This is a genomic window from Sinorhizobium fredii USDA 205 (assembly GCF_001461695.1).
Taxonomy (GTDB): domain Bacteria; phylum Pseudomonadota; class Alphaproteobacteria; order Rhizobiales; family Rhizobiaceae; genus Sinorhizobium; species Sinorhizobium fredii.
On the sequence record NZ_AUTC01000199.1, the window covers coordinates 156800 to 172689 of the forward strand.

Genomic DNA, 15890 nt, shown 5'->3' on the forward strand with positions numbered 1-15890 from the left:
GCGCGAGGTGAACGCCGCATTCATGAAATGCGAGGGGAGGAGCTGAATGGCTCAAAATAGACTGAAGAAGAGCATTCTCGCCGCGGTTGCTGGAGTGCTTGTCGCGTCGGCTGCGCAGGCTGGGGGGCTGGAGCGCAGCGGTTACAATATCGATCTCTTGTTCGATCCATCGGATTACGCGGCGGAAGCGACGGCGACCTATGTCAATCCGCAGCGTGAATTGAAGAACGTTGTCGACACGGACACGACAACTGGGTTTCCCCCGCCCGGGACCGGCTTTGGCGGCGGTGACCTTAACTCTCGTCCGAATACCGCTGATGACACGGAGGGCTATTGGGCGCCCCGCATCGGTGTAAAGGCTGGCTTGGGTGACAGTATTGACTGTATGGCGGACTACTCGCAGCCTTGGGGCGCCCACACCAATCCCGGCCAGAACTGGGCGGGTGCGAACAACAACATCGAAACGAAGGTCGAAAGCGACAACTACGCGGCGACATGCTCCTACAAATGGGATATGGGGCCTGGTTTTGTTCGCGTCATCGGGGGAGCCTTCTACCAGGAGGTTGGCGGTTTCAAAGAGCGGCTCGTGCAGGATTTCACCGGTACCGGTGTACCACTCTCGGGCGTTGGCAGGCTTGACCTCGAGGGCGACGGCTGGGGCTGGCGGGGCGGTGTGGCCTACGAGATCCCGGAATACGCAATGCGAGCCAGCCTCGTGTACAATAGCGCCGTCGATCTCGATAACTTGGCGGGCACGATTGACCTTCGGAACGTCCGGGGTCCGGCTCCCGTGAACTTCTACGATGTGTCCGGGTCGGCCTCGATGCCGGATTCGCTTGAGTTGAAGGTGCAATCGGGCATTGCACCCGGTTGGCTGGCATTCGGCTCGGTGAAGTGGACCGATTGGAGCCAACTGCAGGTACTGGAATTCTGCCCTGCTGGCGGTGGCACCCTTGCGCAGCCTTGCACCACACTAGATCTCCTCTACCGCGACGGATGGACCGTTACCGGCGGCATCGGCCACAAGTTCAACGATCAGTGGAGCGGAGCCGTCAGTCTGACCTGGGACCGCGGCACGAGCCATGGCTATGGAACGCAGACCGATACCTGGACGGTCGGTACGGGCGTTTCTTACACGCCCACACAAAACCTTGAATTCCGAGTTGCCGGCGTCGTCGGGATCATGACAAGCGGCAGTTCGGGTCCGGTCACTTTCGAAGGCGACGTGATTGGCGACGACGTTTCCTATGACTTCGACAATGATTTCGTCGGGGCGATCTCGACATCGCTAAAAGTCAGGTTCTGATCTCCATTGATCAGCGTCTCCGGGCCCGGTTCTACCGGGCCTTTTTTTGGCGCGGCGGGGCATCTCGGCTGTTGCTTATAAGCAATCGCGAATGTGACGATTCAGCAACACATTTATTACTATGCTTTGCTAGTATCCGGCCCGTGTCGCCTATGTCCATTTCCCGCCACAAAATGGGAGCAGCGATAATAGCGACAAACGTGCGAGTGCAGTGTTTGCGTTTGAGGTGAACTGAGTTTGTGTACCGCCATGACATCCCCTAGCAACTGGCGCTTGGCGCGTGGTCGGGCCGACATCGATCGCGAGAGGGCTGACGCGCGCGGTACCCGAATGGGCCGACTGGCGCTGCAAGAGAACGCTCGAACGACACAAGGCCACGGACTGGGCGATGTTGTGCGTGGTGGTTGGGTCGGCGTAGCCGGCCGGAACGGAAGAAACTGATTGTGATGCGCGCGGGTGAACTAAAGTCGCTTAGGATGGCGGTACTGGGCATGTCACTGGCGGTTGGCGCCACCGCTGCCGCGCCGGCGTGGGCCTTTGACCCGTCCGCGGGCGTGACGAAGGAATCGGGTCCGTTCGCGCTCTTCAAGTTCGGCTTCTCCGCTTACAAGAGCGGCCGCAAGGACGAGGCGGTCGAGGCCTATCGCTACGCTGCCGAGAAGGGCCATACGGGTTCGCGCTGGGCGCTCGCCAATATGTACGCCTATGGCGACGGCGTCGCCGAGAACGACCTCGAAGCGTTCAAGATCTACAGCGAGATCGCCCAGCAGGGCGTCGAGCCCGGTTCCGAGGACACCGGCTATTTCGTCAACGCGCTGATCGCGCTTGCCGGCTATTACCGGCGCGGTATTCCGGACAGCCCGGTGCAGGCGGATCTGCCACAGGCGCGACAGCTGTATTTTCAGGCGGCCTCGACTTTCGGCATCGCCGAGGCGCAGTTCCAGTTGGCGCGGATGCTGCTTTCCGGAGAGGGCGGCACCGTCAATGTCCAGCAGGCCAAGAAATGGCTGAACCGGGCGCGCAAGAACGGCCATGCCGGCGCCATGGGCGTCTTCGGAAACGTGATCTTCCAGGAAGGTCAGACGGTGCGCGGGCTCGCCTACATGACGGCGGCGCTCGACCAGTGTTCGCCGAAGGAGAGGCCTTGGCTCCAGTCCATGCAGGAGCAGGCCTTCTCGCTGGCGACCGAAGACGACCGTCGCGTCGCAATCGCCATGGCGCAGAACATGCATCCGCAGGCCGACGAGTGAGCTCACCGAGTCGGCTTCTGTGAAATCTGTCAGGGAGTTTCGCCTTCCGCTTCTCAAGCCCTTCCGCTTAGAAAGCAAATTGGGCGGCGACCGGCACGTGGTCGGATGGCTTTTCCCAGGCGCGCACATGCTTTTCGATCGATGTCGATACGAGCTTGTCGGCCGCCTCGGGCGACAGCATCAGGTGGTCGATGCGGATGCCGAAATTCTTCTGCCAGCATCCGGCCTGATAATCCCAGAAGGAATAGAGCGGTACTTCATCCGTCGTGGCACGAACGGCGTCGGTTAGGCCGAGATTGCGTAGACTCCGGAACGCTGCGCGCGTCTCGGGGAGGAAGAGCGCATCGTTGCGCCAGGCATTCACGTCCCAGCAGTCATGGGCCTCCGGGATGACGTTGTAGTCGCCGGCGAGGATAAGCGGCTCCTCGAGCAGCAGCCTCTCCCGTGCGAAGGAGGTGAGCCGCTGCATCCATCCAAGCTTGTAGGGATATTTTTCCGTTTCGACCGGATTGCCATTCGGCAGATAGAGGCAGCAAACGCGGATCGCGCCGCCAGCGACGGAGAAGACGCCCTCGATGAACCGTGACTGCTCATCGGTATCATCGCCCGGCAGCCCGCGGTTGACCTCGTCGGGGCGCAGCTTGGACAGCAGAGCCACCCCGTTGAATCCTTTTTGACCGTGCGTTTCGATGTGGTAGCCGAGCGCCTCGATCTCCTCCCTCGGGAAGGCATCGTCGACCGACTTGATCTCCTGCAGGCAGGCGATATCAGGGTTCGATGCCTTGAGCCAGGCAACGAGACCGTCGAGCCGTGCCTTGACGCCGTTGATGTTCCAGGTGGCGATCTTCATGGGCCGCATCCGCCTTTCATTTATGGTCTCGCGTTGGCGCCGAGTCGTTGTAGCGACTGCGATTTCTTTTGACAAATCCGCTGGCTGCAAGATCCGTGTGCTACAGCGCCGCGCATCCAATCGGACGCGCTAAGGTCGCTGTAGCACTTTGAAATGCTGCATGATTTTGTCCTTAAATCGATTCCGACCTAAGGAATTACGCAGTAGGAGCCGTGGCTGGCGACGGCCTGTTTCTTCGCGCGTTCGCACACGGAAATGCAGCCGTCGGTAGTGGAATTGATTCCTCATTCGGTCCGTCTATAGTCCCGCGCATGATCGCGTTCATCGAGAATTATTGGCCGCATTTCCTGGCCCTCCTGTCCTTCGCGCTGGGGGTGCCGGCGATCATTCATGCAGCCATGACGAAGGACGACGTACGTGCGGCCGCCGGCTGGGTGGGCGTCGTCCTCCTTTCGCCGGTGATCGGCGCAGCCATCTATGCGGTCGCCGGCATCAACCGCATTCGCCGGTCCTCGATCGGTCTGCAGCGCTCGCTGCTGCGCACGAGTGGGCCGGACCCGTTTCTCGCTTCCGATGTCACGGACGAGAATGTTGCGGTTCGATTCGGGCAGCGATTCGCGGCGATGAAGATTCTCGGCGACCGGGTGTCGCGTTTCTCGATGTCGACCGGCAACCACATAACCATGCTGGAGGGCGGCGACGAAGTGTATGGGGCGATGCTCGAGACGATTGCCGGCGCCCGCCGCAGCATCCTTTTCGAAAGCTATATCTTCGATCGCGATCCGATCGGGCTTCGCTTCGCCGATGCGCTGATCGCCGCGGTCAAGCGCGGTGTCAGCGTGCGGGTCCTGATCGATGCCGTCGGCGCACGCTATTCGGTGCCGAGCATCGTCAGCTATCTGCAGGAAGGCGGCGTCACGACCGCGGTCTTCAACGGCAACATCATCATGGGCCTGAGGCTGCCCTATGCCAATCTCAGGACACACCGAAAGATCGTCGTCGTCGACGGCGCGGTCGCCTTCACCGGCGGCATGAACATCCGGGCCGGTTTCACGGCGGAGATCGCAGGCATCGCCGCTTCGTTCGACACGCATTTCCGCCTTACCGGACCGATCGTCGCAGACATCTTCCAGGTGGCGGCCGAAGACTGGCAGTTCGCGAGCGCAGAGCTGCTGGCGGGCGAAGCTTGGCGGCTGGCCGAGCTGGAGGAGCGAGGCGATGCGCCATCCGTGCTGATGCGAGCGGTTCCCTCAGGCCCCGACAGCACCAATGAAACCAACCACAAGATGCTGATGGGGGCTTTCTCGATCGCGCGCAGGCACATCCGCGTGATGTCGCCCTATTTCCTCCCGGACAGGGAGTTGATCAGCGCGCTGGTGACCGCTGCGCGAAGGGGCGTCGAAGTCGACATCATCGTTCCGGCCGTCAATAACCTCACCCTCGTGGATCGCGCCATGACCGCGCAATTCGACCAGGTGCTGGAAGGCCATTGTCGCGTGTGGCGGGCGAAAGGAAGCTTCAACCATTCGAAATTGATCGTCGTCGACGATCATTGGACCTATGTCGGCTCGAGCAACCTCGATCCACGCTCGCTCCGCCTCAATTTTGAGTTCGATCTCGAGGTCCTCGACGACGCCTTTGCAGGGGCGATCAGCGACAAGTTTTGCGCGGCGCGCGAGACGGCCGCCGAGGTGACGCTCGCGAGCCTTGAGGCTGAGCCCATGCTGAACCGCCTGGCGAACCGCCTTCTTTGGCTCGGTTCGCCCTATCTCTAGAACGAGAAGATGAGTGGAGGAGTCTTCTAGACCGAGAAGCTTGTTCCGCAGCCGCAACTTGCGACGGCATTCGGATTCTTGATCTGAAAGGACTGGCCGAGCAGATTGTCGACGAAGTCGATTTCCGAGCCGCCCATATACACCAGCGAAAGGCTGTCGATCAGCACTTTGGCATTGCCCTTTTCGAGAACGAGATCGTCGTCGTTCTCCCGATCCACCAGGTCGAACTTGTAGGAGAAGCCGGAGCAGCCGCCGCCCTCGACGGAGACGCGCATCGCCGTCTTGTCGTGTTCGGTCTGAAGTATGGCGGCGATGCGCCGGGCGGCCGCATCCGAAAGGGTCACTGTTTCCTGCATCATGTCTGGCCTCCTGCCGGGGTCAAGAACCGGAGAGATTCGTTTGCGTCCTGGCGTTACAATTGCTGGGCTTGAGAAGCGAGCCTCGGGATCGCCCGTGATGACTGAAGCTATTCCCTCGTCGCTTTCATGCAACGCATACTATAGGTATGAAGGCTGGAATGTCCCGTCAATGGGGCGGCATCACAGGTGTGAAATGGCTTTCGACAGACAGGCCCTGGGCTTCGGTTATGGTGAACACGCAGGCTTCGCTTCCAATCCCTGGGCGTCGCGCGGCAGGCTCTATCCCGAAGCCTCCAGCCCGACGCGTTCCGACTTCCAGCGCGACCGCGACCGCATCGTCCATACGACCGCGTTCCGTCGCCTGAAGCACAAGACCCAGGTATTCATCGCCGCAGACGGCGACCACTACCGCACCCGGCTGACGCACACGATCGAAGTCGCGCAGATCGCGCGCGCTTTGGCGCGGGCATTGAAGCTCGACGAGGATTTGGCCGAGGGGGTCGCGCTGGTGCATGACTTCGGCCACACGCCGTTCGGCCACACCGGCGAGGATGCGCTGCACGAGATGCTGAAGCCCTATGGCGGCTTCGATCACAATGCCCAGTCGCTGCGCATCGTCACGAAGCTCGAGCGCCGCTATGCCGAATTCGATGGCTTGAATCTCACCTGGGAGAGCCTCGAAGGATTGGTCAAGCACAATGGGCCGCTGATGACCCCGGAAGGTGAGGGCACCCGCGGTCCGGTGCCGCAGCCGATCCTGGACTATTGCGCCCTCCATGATCTCGAACTGGCGAGTTTCGCCAGCCTCGAAGCGCAGGTCGCGGCGATTGCCGACGATATCGCCTATAACACCCACGACATCGACGATGGATTGCGAGCCGGCTACCTGACCTTCGAGATGCTGGAGGAAGTGCCGTTTCTCGCCCGGCTGATGCGCGAGGTCCATGACCGCTATCCGGGACTCGAAAGCAGCCGCTTCACCCATGAAATCATGCGCCGGCAGATCACCGCCATGGTCGAGGACGTCATCGGCGTCGCCCAGGCGCGTCTGGGCCAAGTTCGACCGAAGAGCGTCAGCGACGTGCGCAAGGCCGGCAGGGTCATCGCGACCTTCTCCGAGGCGATGAGCGAGACCGACCGGCAAATCAAGAACCTGCTGATGACGCGCATCTATCGCCACCCGGAGGTCATGCGCGTGCGGCAGGCGGCGGCGTCGATCGTCACCGACCTCTATCGGGCGTTCATGGCCGACCCGCTGCTGATGAAGGAGCACTACTGGATCGACCAGATCGCCGGTATGGCCGAGCCGGCCCGAGCGCGCCATGTCGGAGACTATCTCGCCGGCATGACCGATACCTTCGCGATCAGCGTGCACCGGCGCTTGTTTGACCACACGCCCGATTTGCGGTAGTGACGCGCCGCGCGGAGGCTGCAGGTTCCCCCTGGGACCCGGCCTCTTTTATAGTTTTGCGCCATTTTCCAGTTGGACTGGAAAGAGCGGATGGATCAGATGAACCTCTTCACAGACTTCGAATCAAGAATTAAGAATATTCTGGAATCACTTGATATCGTTCGTGAAAAGCGATCAGACGTTGACTTCGGCAGAGTCAGCATAGAGCCGCCGCGTGATCCGAGCCACGGTGACGTAGCGACGAATGCGGCGATGGTTCTCGCAAAGTCTCTGGGCACGAACCCGCGCGCCCTTGCGGACCTCATCGTCGACAAGTTGCGCCAGGATCCTGAGGTGGCGGAGGTTTCGGTTGCCGGGCCGGGCTTCATCAATGTCCGGTTGTCGGTTTCCTATTGGCAGAAGCTGCTTTCGGCGATGGTGCGGGCCGGGACGGACTTCGGGCGCAGCACCGTCGGCGCCGGACGGAAGGTGAATGTCGAATATGTTTCGGCGAACCCGACGGGGCCGATGCATGTCGGCCATTGCCGTGGCGCCGTCGTCGGCGACGCCCTGGCCAACCTTCTCGCCTTCGCCGGTTATGACGTCACCAAGGAATACTACATCAACGACGCCGGCTCGCAGATCGACGTGCTCGCCCGCTCGGCATTCCTGCGCTACCGGCAGGCGCTCGGCGAGGAAATCGGCGAGATCCCGGCCGGGCTCTATCCCGGCGACTACCTCGTGCCGGTCGGCGAGGCGCTTGCCGACGAGTTCGGCACGAGCCTCAGGATCATGCCGGAAGACAAATGGATGCCGCTCGTCAAGGAACGCGTGATCGACGCGATGATGGCGATGATCCGCGAAGATCTGGCGGCGCTGAACGTCAACCACGACGTCTTCCTTTCCGAACGGACGCTGCACGACAATGGCGCGGCGCGGATCCGCACGGCCATCAACGACCTGACCTTCAAGGGGCATGTCTACATAGGCACGCTGCCGCCGCCGAAGGGCCAGTTGCCGGAGGACTGGGAAGACCGCGAGCAGACGCTCTTCCGTTCGACCGAGGTGGGCGACGACATAGACCGGCCGCTCATCAAGTCTGACGGCAGTTACACTTACTTCGCCGCCGACGTTGCCTATTTCAAGGACAAGTTCGACCGTGGCTTCCAGGAGATGATCTACGTCCTCGGCGCCGATCACGGCGGCTATGTCAAACGTCTGGAGGCGCTGGCGCGGGCAATATCCGAAGGGACGGCGAAGCTCACGGTCCTGCTGTGCCAGCTCGTCAAGCTCTACCGGAACGGTGAGCCGGTGAAGATGTCGAAGCGTTCGGGCGACTTCGTGACGCTGCGCGACGTGGTCGACGAGGTCGGTCGCGATCCGGTCCGGTTCATGATGCTCTACCGGAAGAATTCCGAGCCTCTCGACTTCGACTTTGCCAAGGTCACGGAACAGTCGAAGGACAATCCGGTGTTCTACGTGCAGTATGCGCATGCGCGTTGCTGCTCGGTGGTCCGCCAGGCGAAAGAAGCTTTCCCCGATCTTGATTTGTCTTCGATCGATCTTGCCGGCGCAGTGATCGGGGCAATCGCTGATCCTGCCGAACTGCAGCTCGTCGCCAAGCTCGCAGAATATCCTCGCGTCGTCGAGGCTGCAGCACTCTCGCAGGAGCCTCACCGAATCGCTTTTTACCTGTATGATCTTGCTGCAGCCTTCCACGCACTCTGGAACAAAGGTAAGGAAAATCCGGAATTACGTTTTGTTAACGATAAGAACAGAGAATTAAGCATTGCCAGACTCGGGCTGGTGCATGCTGTCGCCTCGGTATTGAAGTCGGGTCTGTCCGTTACGGGCACCTCGGCGCCGGAAGAGATGCGGTAAGTAGTGTCACCATTTCCCCACAATGCGCTGGCATCAACGCAGCAGTTGTGAGTGGAAACTATGGCAGACAAACAATTCGCACGAAGCGGGCCGGCAGAATTCGATAAATTGGCCGATGATGATCCGTTGAGCGAACTTGCCCGCATTGTCGGTTACGATGCTCGGCCAGCAGTTCAGCAGCTGCAGGAGTTGCAGCGACACCAGGAGGCGATCCGGCGCGATCCGACCTTTGACCTCGAAGACGAGCTGCTGCGCGCCTTTGACAGCTATGACGCGCCGCGGGCGGCGCCGGTCCACCCCGACAGCGGACTTGTCGAGCACGCGGCTGCTGGCTCGCCTGCCGAGCCCGTGTTGGAAGTCCAGGATCCTGCGGTCGCAGAGCCTCTCGTGTCGGACGCAGAGTTTGCCGACGATGTGTCCCGTGAGCCGGTAGCCTCTTCTCCGGCTTCCGAAGATGATCAGGTCTCGGCCGATCACGAGCCTGCTGCGGCGCAGGATGTCGATTCTACGGTTGATCTGGAGCGTGAACTCGAACTGTCGCTCGGCTATGAAGATTTGTCGGCGGAGCCGGCGCAACGCGACGATATGGTGCAATCCGATCTGCAGTCCGAGACGCCGGAGCTTCCGGCCTTCGAAGACTGGCAGGAGCCGCTTGCCTCCAGGCTCGCTGCCGCCGGCAAGGCTGCCGAGCGCGCGGAGATCGCGGAACCGGTTTACCTGGACATGGCCGAACCCGACCTGCCGCAGGAGGCGGCCGTCACCGAGGCGATTGCTGCGCATGTGTCGCCGACCATGCCGTCTGACCCGGTTGCCTCCGATCACGTCGATCGGTTGCTCGCCGACGTGGACCGGTTCCCGGTAATACCAGTCGCAGCAGCTGCAGGCTTGGCGGCCGCGTCCGCCCCGGCGCAAGTGGCGCCCGCCGTTTCCGCTCCGGTCGCAAAGAAGAACACCTATCCTTTCACGCCGATGTTCAGCCGCGCGACGCCGGTCGCGTCGACCGCCGGTCCGTCTCAGCAGCGCGCCTTCGCGACCCCTCTGCCGGCCCCGGTTTCCGCACAGACACCGGTCGCTCCGGTCGCCCCGCCGGAGGCGCTCGCCGAACCCGCGCTTGAGACCGCACAAGACAGGCTTCCGCAGGGTGAAACCGAACCGAGCTTCGATCTCGACGATTTCGAACTCGAACTCGCCGACATCGCGCTCGATATGGATGCGTCGAAGGGCGACGAGCCGGAAGCGGCGGCGGACGCCCCGCCGGTGATAGGCCATCCTGCTCTGGTAGAGCCGGCTGCTCAGCCATTCCTGCAGGCACTTGCCCCGGCGAGTGAGCCTGAGCCGCGTCGTGAACAGGCAGCGGCGCCCACGGTTGCCCAGGCGCCCGCGATCGCCGAGACCGAAGAGACATCAACCGAAAGTCCGCTGCCTTTCGATCCCGCCATGATCGGCGAGATGGAAAGCGGCGTCGCGCCGATCGCCGATCTCGATGTCCCGCAGTTGCCGTCGCTGGAGGCCGAGGAGAAACCGGCTTCCTATCCGGGCGATTTCGACCTGGATATCGACGCGGAAATGGCGCAGCTCTTCAGCACGCCGGCCCCGGCCGCCAAGAGCGCAGTTCGCACCGGCCAGCCCGAGCTTGCTCCTCCGGCGCGCGCCGGTTCAGCGGGCAACGGCGCAGCTCCGCTCGCCTCGCTCGACGATTTCGAAGAATTCGAGAAGGCGATGGAAGAGGACTTCCAGCGTTCCATGTCGGAGCGCCGAAGCGCGGCGCAAGACGTCGAGCGACCGGCGGCAGTCCGGGCAGAGACCGACGACTTTCCCGAGCAGGGCTATGGCCGCCGCTCGCAGCGGACGATGCTGCTGGCCGCAAGTGTTGCCGGTGTGATCATCCTCGGCGGTGCCGCCGTCTACGCCTGGATGGGCGGCAGCAGCGCAGTCCTGTCCGGCGACGGCCCCAGGATCATCCTTGCCGACAAGGATCCGGTCAAGGTCGTTCCCGAACAGAAGGGCGGCAAGTTGGTGCCGAACCAGAACAAGGCCGTCTACGATCGCGTCGCGGGCGACCAGAGCAACGCGCCGCGTCAGGAGGCCCTGGTCTCCTCGACGGAAGAGCCGATGGACGTGGTGCAGAAAACGCTGACACCCGAAACCCTGCCGCTTGAAGGCAGTGACAATGGGGATGCTTTGCCTGGCGTATCTCCTCCGGAAGAGGAAGAAGTCGCGCGCCTGACGCCCGATGCGTCTGCGGACGATGCCGCTGCCGAGCAGGAAAGTGCGCCGGCTGTTGCGCCGCGCAAAGTCCGGACCATGATCGTCAAGCCGGATGGCACGCTCGTGCCTCGTGACGAGCCGGCGGCCGAAGTCGGCAACTCGGATGCTGCTGCGGGTCAACCCATCCCGGCCAGTGCTTCGGCGGAAGCGGGCGCTGCCGGCTCTCAAGGGGAGGCCGCCGCCGCTATTGCCGCAGGCGAGCTGCGCCCCGCCGAACAGCCGGGCTCGCCTGCCGGGAGGGTCGCGCTCGCGGCACCCAGCGAACCGACCCAAGACGAAGTTGCTCCCGTCCGCAGCGTCAAGACGACGGCCGTTGGCGGCGAACCTGTCCCGCAGGCGCGCCCTGCGGCCGAAACGCCGGCAGCCGCGGCACCGAGCGCGGCGCCGGAAGGCCAGGTTGCAACGGAAACGGCGGCCGCACAGCCCACAGCGCCGCTCGCGACTGCATCCGTTCCGGCCGGCAGCTACGTTGTCCAGATTGCCTCTCTGCCTTCCGAGGCCGAGGCGCAGAAGAGCTACAACAGCCTCGCGGCCAAGTTTGCGGGCGTCATCGGCGGTCGGGGCGTGGATATCCGCAAGGCGGAGATTGCCGGCAAGGGTACCTATTACCGGGTGAGGATACCGGCCGGCTCGCGGGATGAAGCGAACGCGCTTTGCTCGCGCTACAAGAGCGCCGGCGGTAGCTGCCTCGTGACGAAGTAGTCGAGGCAGCTTCAGGTAAAAGAAACGGGCGCGGCAGGAATGTCGCGCCCGTATCTTTTTTACCAGGCGTTTGCCTGTGCATGGAGAGGCCGGGCGTTGGTTTGCGGCTTCGCGGTTTGACCGCAGGACACTATGATCCAGTCATGAACGAATCAAAGGCATTCATCTCGGGCTGCAAAGGCCTTTCCCTGACGGTGGAAGAGCGCAGCTTCTTCGCCGGCGAACGCCCCTGGGGCTTCATTCTCTTCGGCCGCAACATCGGTGAGAAAGAGCAGATCTGCGATCTCGTCGCGGCCTTGCGGGACAGCGTCGATAATCCGAAAGCACCGGTCCTGATCGATCAGGAGGGCGGCCGTGTCCAGCGCATTCGCCCGCCGCTCGTGCAACAATATCCGAGCGGTGCGGCGATCGGCGAGATTTACCGTCGCGACGATCAGATGGGGTTGCGCGCCGCTTGGCTGCTTGGGCGCCTCCATGCGTTTGATCTCATGCGCTTCGGCATCACGGTGGATTGCCTGCCGGTGCTCGACGTGCCGGTGCCCGGCAGCCATGACGTCATCGGCAACCGTGCCTATGGACACGATCCGGTGACCGTGACGGCGATCGGCCGCGCGGTGAGCGAGGGCCTGAAAGCAGGCGGCATGCTGCCGGTGATGAAGCACATGCCGGGCCACGGCCGCACTTTCGTCGATTCGCATCACAATCTGCCGGTGGTCGACGCCTCGCTGGAGGAACTGAAGCGCGTCGACTTCCAGCCTTTCGCCGCCATGAAGGACGAGGCGATGGCCATGTCGGCGCATATGGTCTTCACGGAAATCGACCCGGACAATCCGGCGACGACATCTCCAAGGGTCGTGCGGGAAATCATCCGCGACTATATCGGCTTCGACGGCTTGTTGATGTCCGACGATGTTTCCATGAACGCCCTTGCAGGGGATATGACCACCCGCGCCCGTGCGATTATCGGGGCAGGGCTCGATCTCGTCTTGCATTGTCATGGCATTATGGAAGAAATGAAGGCCGTCGCCGATGTGGTGCCGGTTCTTTCGGGCGATCGGTTCCGGCGAGCCAGGGCGGCGGAGGCGGCCTTCCGGCAGCCGGATGGTTCGAATGAAGACACATTGCGAGCGGAGTTCAATGCGATGTTCGCGCTCGCCTAGGGCATCCCGCTTTCAGATGAAATCACTGAAAGCAGAAAAGGTGTTCTAGATTCAAAGTGCTAGGGCGTCCTTTGCGCGTTCCGTATGAACGCGCGGCGCTCTAAAGCGGGATGAGGAAAAGGCGGCTCTGGCCGCGCCGAAGGGCATGGTGGCGATGGGTTCCGACGAAAGGCAGGGAAAGCCTGTGGCAAAGGCGCCGATGGAGCCTTTGTGGCAGGATGAATCCGCCGATCGCGGCCTGCACGAGGAAGAGCTTGTCGTCGACATTGGCGGCTTCGAGGGGCCGCTCGATCTGCTCCTCCATCTTGCCCGCAGCCAGCGTGTCGATCTTTCCCGCATCTCGGTTCTCGCGCTTGCCGAGCAATACATCGCCTTCATCGAACGGGCGCGCTCCATCCGCATAGAACTTGCCGCCGATTATCTCGTCATGGCGGCGTGGCTTGCCTATCTGAAATCGCGCCTGCTGATCCCCCAGCCGTCGAAGGACGAAGGCCCCTCCGGTGAGGAGATGGCTTCCGCCCTCGCATTCCGGCTGAAGCGCCTCGAGGCGATGCGCGATGCCGCGACGCGGCTGGTCAACCGCAACAGGCTGGGTCGCGACGTCTTCGCGCGGGGGGCGCCAGAGCATCTCGTATCGGAGAGAAAATCCGACTACGACGCTTCGCTTTACGACTTGCTGACAGCCTATGCCTCGCTCCGGCAACGGCAGGCGATAACGCAGGTGACGATCGAGAAGCGCCATGTCTGGTCGCTCGCCGATGCGCGCCTGATCCTTGCCAGAATGGTAGGGAGCCTCGAAGACTGGACCGCGCTCGATCATTTCCTCATTCGTTACATGACAAGCCCGAAGGAGCGCGCAACCGCCATCGCGAGTTCGTTTGCCGCATCGCTTGAACTGGTGCGGGAGGGGAGGCTGGAGATCCGGCAGGAAAGCGCCTTCGCGCCGATCTACTTGCGGCGCGGACCGAAACCGATCGATGCCGCAAGCTTGGCGGAAATGGAGGCGGCGCGTGGCTGAGGCGCAAAAATACCTGCCCGGGTTACCCGGTGAGGACGCGTTCGAGGAGGTTTTCATCGATCCGGGGCTCGAGGAGGAAGCAGAGAGGATTGCCGAAGCACTGGTCTTCGCATCGGCACAGCCGATTTCCGAGACCTATATCGCCAGCCGGATTCCGCGCGGGATCGATGTCGGAAGGATCATGTCGCGGCTCAAGGCTTCCTATGCGAGCCGCGGCGTCAATCTCGTCCAGGTCGCCGACCATTGGGCCTTCCGTACCGCGGCCGATCTTTCCTTCGTCGTTGAAACGGATGAGCAGGAAGTCAAGAAGCTCTCCCGCGCCGCTCTCGAAGTGCTGGCGATCATCGCCTATCACCAGCCGGTGACCCGTGCGGAGATTGAGGACATTCGCGGCGTACAGACCTCGAAAGGCACGCTCGATGTGCTGATGGAGGCGGGCTGGGTGCGTTTTCGTGGCCGCAGACGCACGCCGGGGCGGCCGGTGACCTTCGGCACGACGCGCGATTTCCTCGACCAATTCGGGCTGGAGGAAATCCGCGATCTTCCGGGCATCGAGGAACTGAAAGGCGCCGGCCTCCTTTCCGGCCGCGTTCCCTCCAATCTGCATATCCCGGTGCCCGTCGGCGAGGACGAGCTTTCCGACAACGAGGATCCCATCACCCCGATGGATCTCGAGGAACTGGGCCTCTTGACTCCGAAGGCTGAAGAAGAGGATTAGAAATCCTGAGTGGGTGTATCGGCTTTAACGCCGCTATGCCCGCCGAGCGCCTTCGGTTCGAGGAATGCAGGTATGGTTTCAGACACGCTCAACGGCGCCGTTCAGACGACGAGACGGCCCGGCGTGTCGTTTGCGGCAAGCCTCGCATTCGAAGACATCAGCCACCGCTATCATTCCAAGGAGACGATCAGGAATGTCTCGCTGACCGCCGAAGCCGGCGAGGTTCTGTGTCTGCTCGGCCCCTCGGGCTCCGGCAAGACCACCTTGCTGCGCATCGCCGCCGGTATCGAGATGCAGACCGGCGGCCGACTTCTGCTGAATGGCCGGGAAATATCGGGCCCGTCCGTGTTTTTGCCGCCGGAAAGGCGTGGCGTCGGGCTGATGTTCCAGGATTTCGCGCTCTTTCCGCACATGACCATCCGGGAGAATGTCTGCTTCGGGCTGACAGACTTGCCGAAGAAGGAGGCTTTGATCCAGGCTGATGCGGCGCTGGACCGGGTGGGCCTATTTCATTACGCGGATCGCTATCCGCATGTGCTTTCCGGCGGCGAGCAGCAACGAGTGGCGCTTGCCCGGGCGCTCGCCCCGCGGCCGGCGGTGCTGTTGATGGACGAGCCATTCTCCGGTCTTGATTCCCGCCTGAAGGACTCCATCCGTGCCGACACGCTGGCCATCCTGCGCGAGACGCGCGCAACGGCGATAGTCGTGACCCATGACGCGGAAGAGGCGATGCGCATGGCCGACCGGATCGCGCTGCTGAAGGATGGCTGCCTGGTTCAGGTCGGCACGGCCGACGAGCTCTATCGCAAGCCCCGCAATCTTTTTGCTGCCGGGTTCTTTTCCGAGATCAACGTCTTCGATGCGCGCGTGCGCGGCGGCCGCGTCGAAACGCCGCTCGGCGGCGTGCCGGCCGGAGAGTACAAGGAGGGGCAGCCCTTGAGTGTGGCGGTGCGGCTCTCCGGTGTTCAGTTGAAGCCGGAAGGCGGCGACATCCCGGCGCGCATCCTGTCGCGGCGTTTTCTGGGCGTGGTCGAACTCCTTGAACTCGCCGTTCCGCAGTCGGAACGGCCGGTCCGGGCCCGCATCCGCGCCGATCTGTTGCCGCAAGGATTGCGTGACGTCACGCTTTCCGTTAACGAGCGCGACATATTGGTGTTTGAAAAAGACGCCTCGACATCTTAGGTTCGGTCAGAATGACGGCGCGCCTTCGAGC

The 15890-nt window shown here is 62.5% G+C and carries 12 protein-coding genes; 10 read left to right on the plus strand and 2 right to left on the minus strand.

Annotation, left to right across the window (positions count from 1 at the left end; translation table 11 throughout):
* Nucleotides 1-46 precede the first annotated feature (46 nt).
* Together N181_RS29565 and exoR are read left to right on the plus strand one after the other, a co-directional pair.
* A complete protein-coding gene (locus N181_RS29565; RefSeq protein WP_014328213.1) occupies nt 47-1306 on the plus strand; it encodes an OmpP1/FadL family transporter in 1260 nt (419 codons plus the stop codon).
* 446 nt (nt 1307-1752) lie between these two features.
* Nucleotides 1753-2556, plus strand: coding sequence for an exopolysaccharide production regulator ExoR (gene exoR, locus N181_RS29570; RefSeq protein ID WP_014328214.1), 804 nt, complete (start codon nt 1753-1755; stop codon nt 2554-2556).
* A 67-nt stretch (nt 2557-2623) separates the two neighbouring features.
* On the opposite strand, the gene xth is transcribed toward exoR, so the two are convergent.
* Entirely contained in the window at nt 2624-3406 is a 783-nt protein-coding gene (gene xth / locus N181_RS29575) for an exodeoxyribonuclease III (RefSeq protein ID WP_060564123.1), read from the minus strand.
* A 311-nt stretch (nt 3407-3717) separates the two neighbouring features.
* Between xth and N181_RS29580 the strand changes: the two genes are divergently transcribed.
* Nucleotides 3718-5181 (plus strand): phospholipase D-like domain-containing protein, encoded by a 1464-nt coding sequence (locus N181_RS29580; protein ID WP_014328216.1) that lies wholly within the window; start codon nt 3718-3720, stop codon nt 5179-5181.
* Nucleotides 5182-5207: 26 nt separating this feature from the next.
* Here N181_RS29580 and erpA read toward each other — a convergent pair whose 3' ends face one another.
* Nucleotides 5208-5540, minus strand: coding sequence for an iron-sulfur cluster insertion protein ErpA (erpA, locus tag N181_RS29585; protein WP_037393432.1), 333 nt, complete (start codon nt 5538-5540; stop codon nt 5208-5210).
* Between the two features lie 193 nt (nt 5541-5733).
* On the opposite strand from erpA, the gene N181_RS29590 reads away from it, so the two are divergent.
* From N181_RS29590 to N181_RS29620, 7 genes are all read left to right on the plus strand, one after another.
* Nucleotides 5734-6951 carry a deoxyguanosinetriphosphate triphosphohydrolase gene (locus tag N181_RS29590; protein ID WP_037393430.1) on the plus strand — a complete coding sequence of 406 codons (1218 nt, stop codon included), beginning with the start codon at nt 5734-5736 and terminating at the stop codon, nt 6949-6951.
* Between the two features lie 99 nt (nt 6952-7050).
* Complete coding sequence (argS, locus tag N181_RS29595; RefSeq protein WP_014328219.1) at nt 7051-8811, plus strand: arginine--tRNA ligase; 1761 nt, start codon at nt 7051-7053, stop codon at nt 8809-8811.
* A 60-nt stretch (nt 8812-8871) separates the two neighbouring features.
* Complete coding sequence (locus N181_RS29600) at nt 8872-11781, plus strand: SPOR domain-containing protein (protein ID WP_037435262.1); 2910 nt, start codon at nt 8872-8874, stop codon at nt 11779-11781.
* A gap of 143 nt (nt 11782-11924) precedes the next feature.
* Nucleotides 11925-12941, plus strand: coding sequence for a beta-N-acetylhexosaminidase (nagZ, locus tag N181_RS29605; protein WP_037393421.1), 1017 nt, complete (start codon nt 11925-11927; stop codon nt 12939-12941).
* A 154-nt stretch (nt 12942-13095) separates the two neighbouring features.
* Nucleotides 13096-13959: a segregation and condensation protein A gene (locus tag N181_RS29610; protein ID WP_162129796.1), complete on the plus strand. Its 864-nt coding sequence runs from the start codon at nt 13096-13098 to the stop codon at nt 13957-13959.
* Nucleotides 13952-14677 carry an SMC-Scp complex subunit ScpB gene (gene scpB, locus N181_RS29615; RefSeq protein WP_014328223.1) on the plus strand — a complete coding sequence of 242 codons (726 nt, stop codon included), beginning with the start codon at nt 13952-13954 and terminating at the stop codon, nt 14675-14677. The genes N181_RS29610 and scpB overlap by 8 nt, the downstream gene beginning before the upstream one ends.
* Before the next feature lie 72 nt (nt 14678-14749).
* Complete coding sequence (locus tag N181_RS29620; RefSeq protein WP_014328224.1) at nt 14750-15859, plus strand: ABC transporter ATP-binding protein; 1110 nt, start codon at nt 14750-14752, stop codon at nt 15857-15859.
* Nucleotides 15860-15890 lie beyond the last annotated feature (31 nt).

What these genes read in the sequence shown, in the direction of transcription:
- N181_RS29580 (WP_014328216.1), top strand. Translation starts at nt 3,718, where the DNA reads ATGATCGCGTTCATCGAGAATTATTGGCCGCATTTCCTGGCCCTCCTG.
- argS (WP_014328219.1), top strand. Translation starts at nt 7,051, where the DNA reads ATGAACCTCTTCACAGACTTCGAATCAAGAATTAAGAATATTCTGGAA.
- xth (WP_060564123.1), bottom strand. Translation starts at nt 3,406, where the DNA reads ATGAAGATCGCCACCTGGAACATCAACGGCGTCAAGGCACGGCTCGAC.
- N181_RS29600 (WP_037435262.1), top strand. Translation starts at nt 8,872, where the DNA reads ATGGCAGACAAACAATTCGCACGAAGCGGGCCGGCAGAATTCGATAAA.
- nagZ (WP_037393421.1), top strand. Translation starts at nt 11,925, where the DNA reads ATGAACGAATCAAAGGCATTCATCTCGGGCTGCAAAGGCCTTTCCCTG.
- N181_RS29610 (WP_162129796.1), top strand. Translation starts at nt 13,096, where the DNA reads ATGGGTTCCGACGAAAGGCAGGGAAAGCCTGTGGCAAAGGCGCCGATG.
- erpA (WP_037393432.1), bottom strand. Translation starts at nt 5,540, where the DNA reads ATGATGCAGGAAACAGTGACCCTTTCGGATGCGGCCGCCCGGCGCATC.
- N181_RS29620 (WP_014328224.1), top strand. Translation starts at nt 14,750, where the DNA reads ATGGTTTCAGACACGCTCAACGGCGCCGTTCAGACGACGAGACGGCCC.
- N181_RS29590 (WP_037393430.1), top strand. Translation starts at nt 5,734, where the DNA reads ATGGCTTTCGACAGACAGGCCCTGGGCTTCGGTTATGGTGAACACGCA.
- N181_RS29565 (WP_014328213.1), top strand. Translation starts at nt 47, where the DNA reads ATGGCTCAAAATAGACTGAAGAAGAGCATTCTCGCCGCGGTTGCTGGA.
- exoR (WP_014328214.1), top strand. Translation starts at nt 1,753, where the DNA reads ATGCGCGCGGGTGAACTAAAGTCGCTTAGGATGGCGGTACTGGGCATG.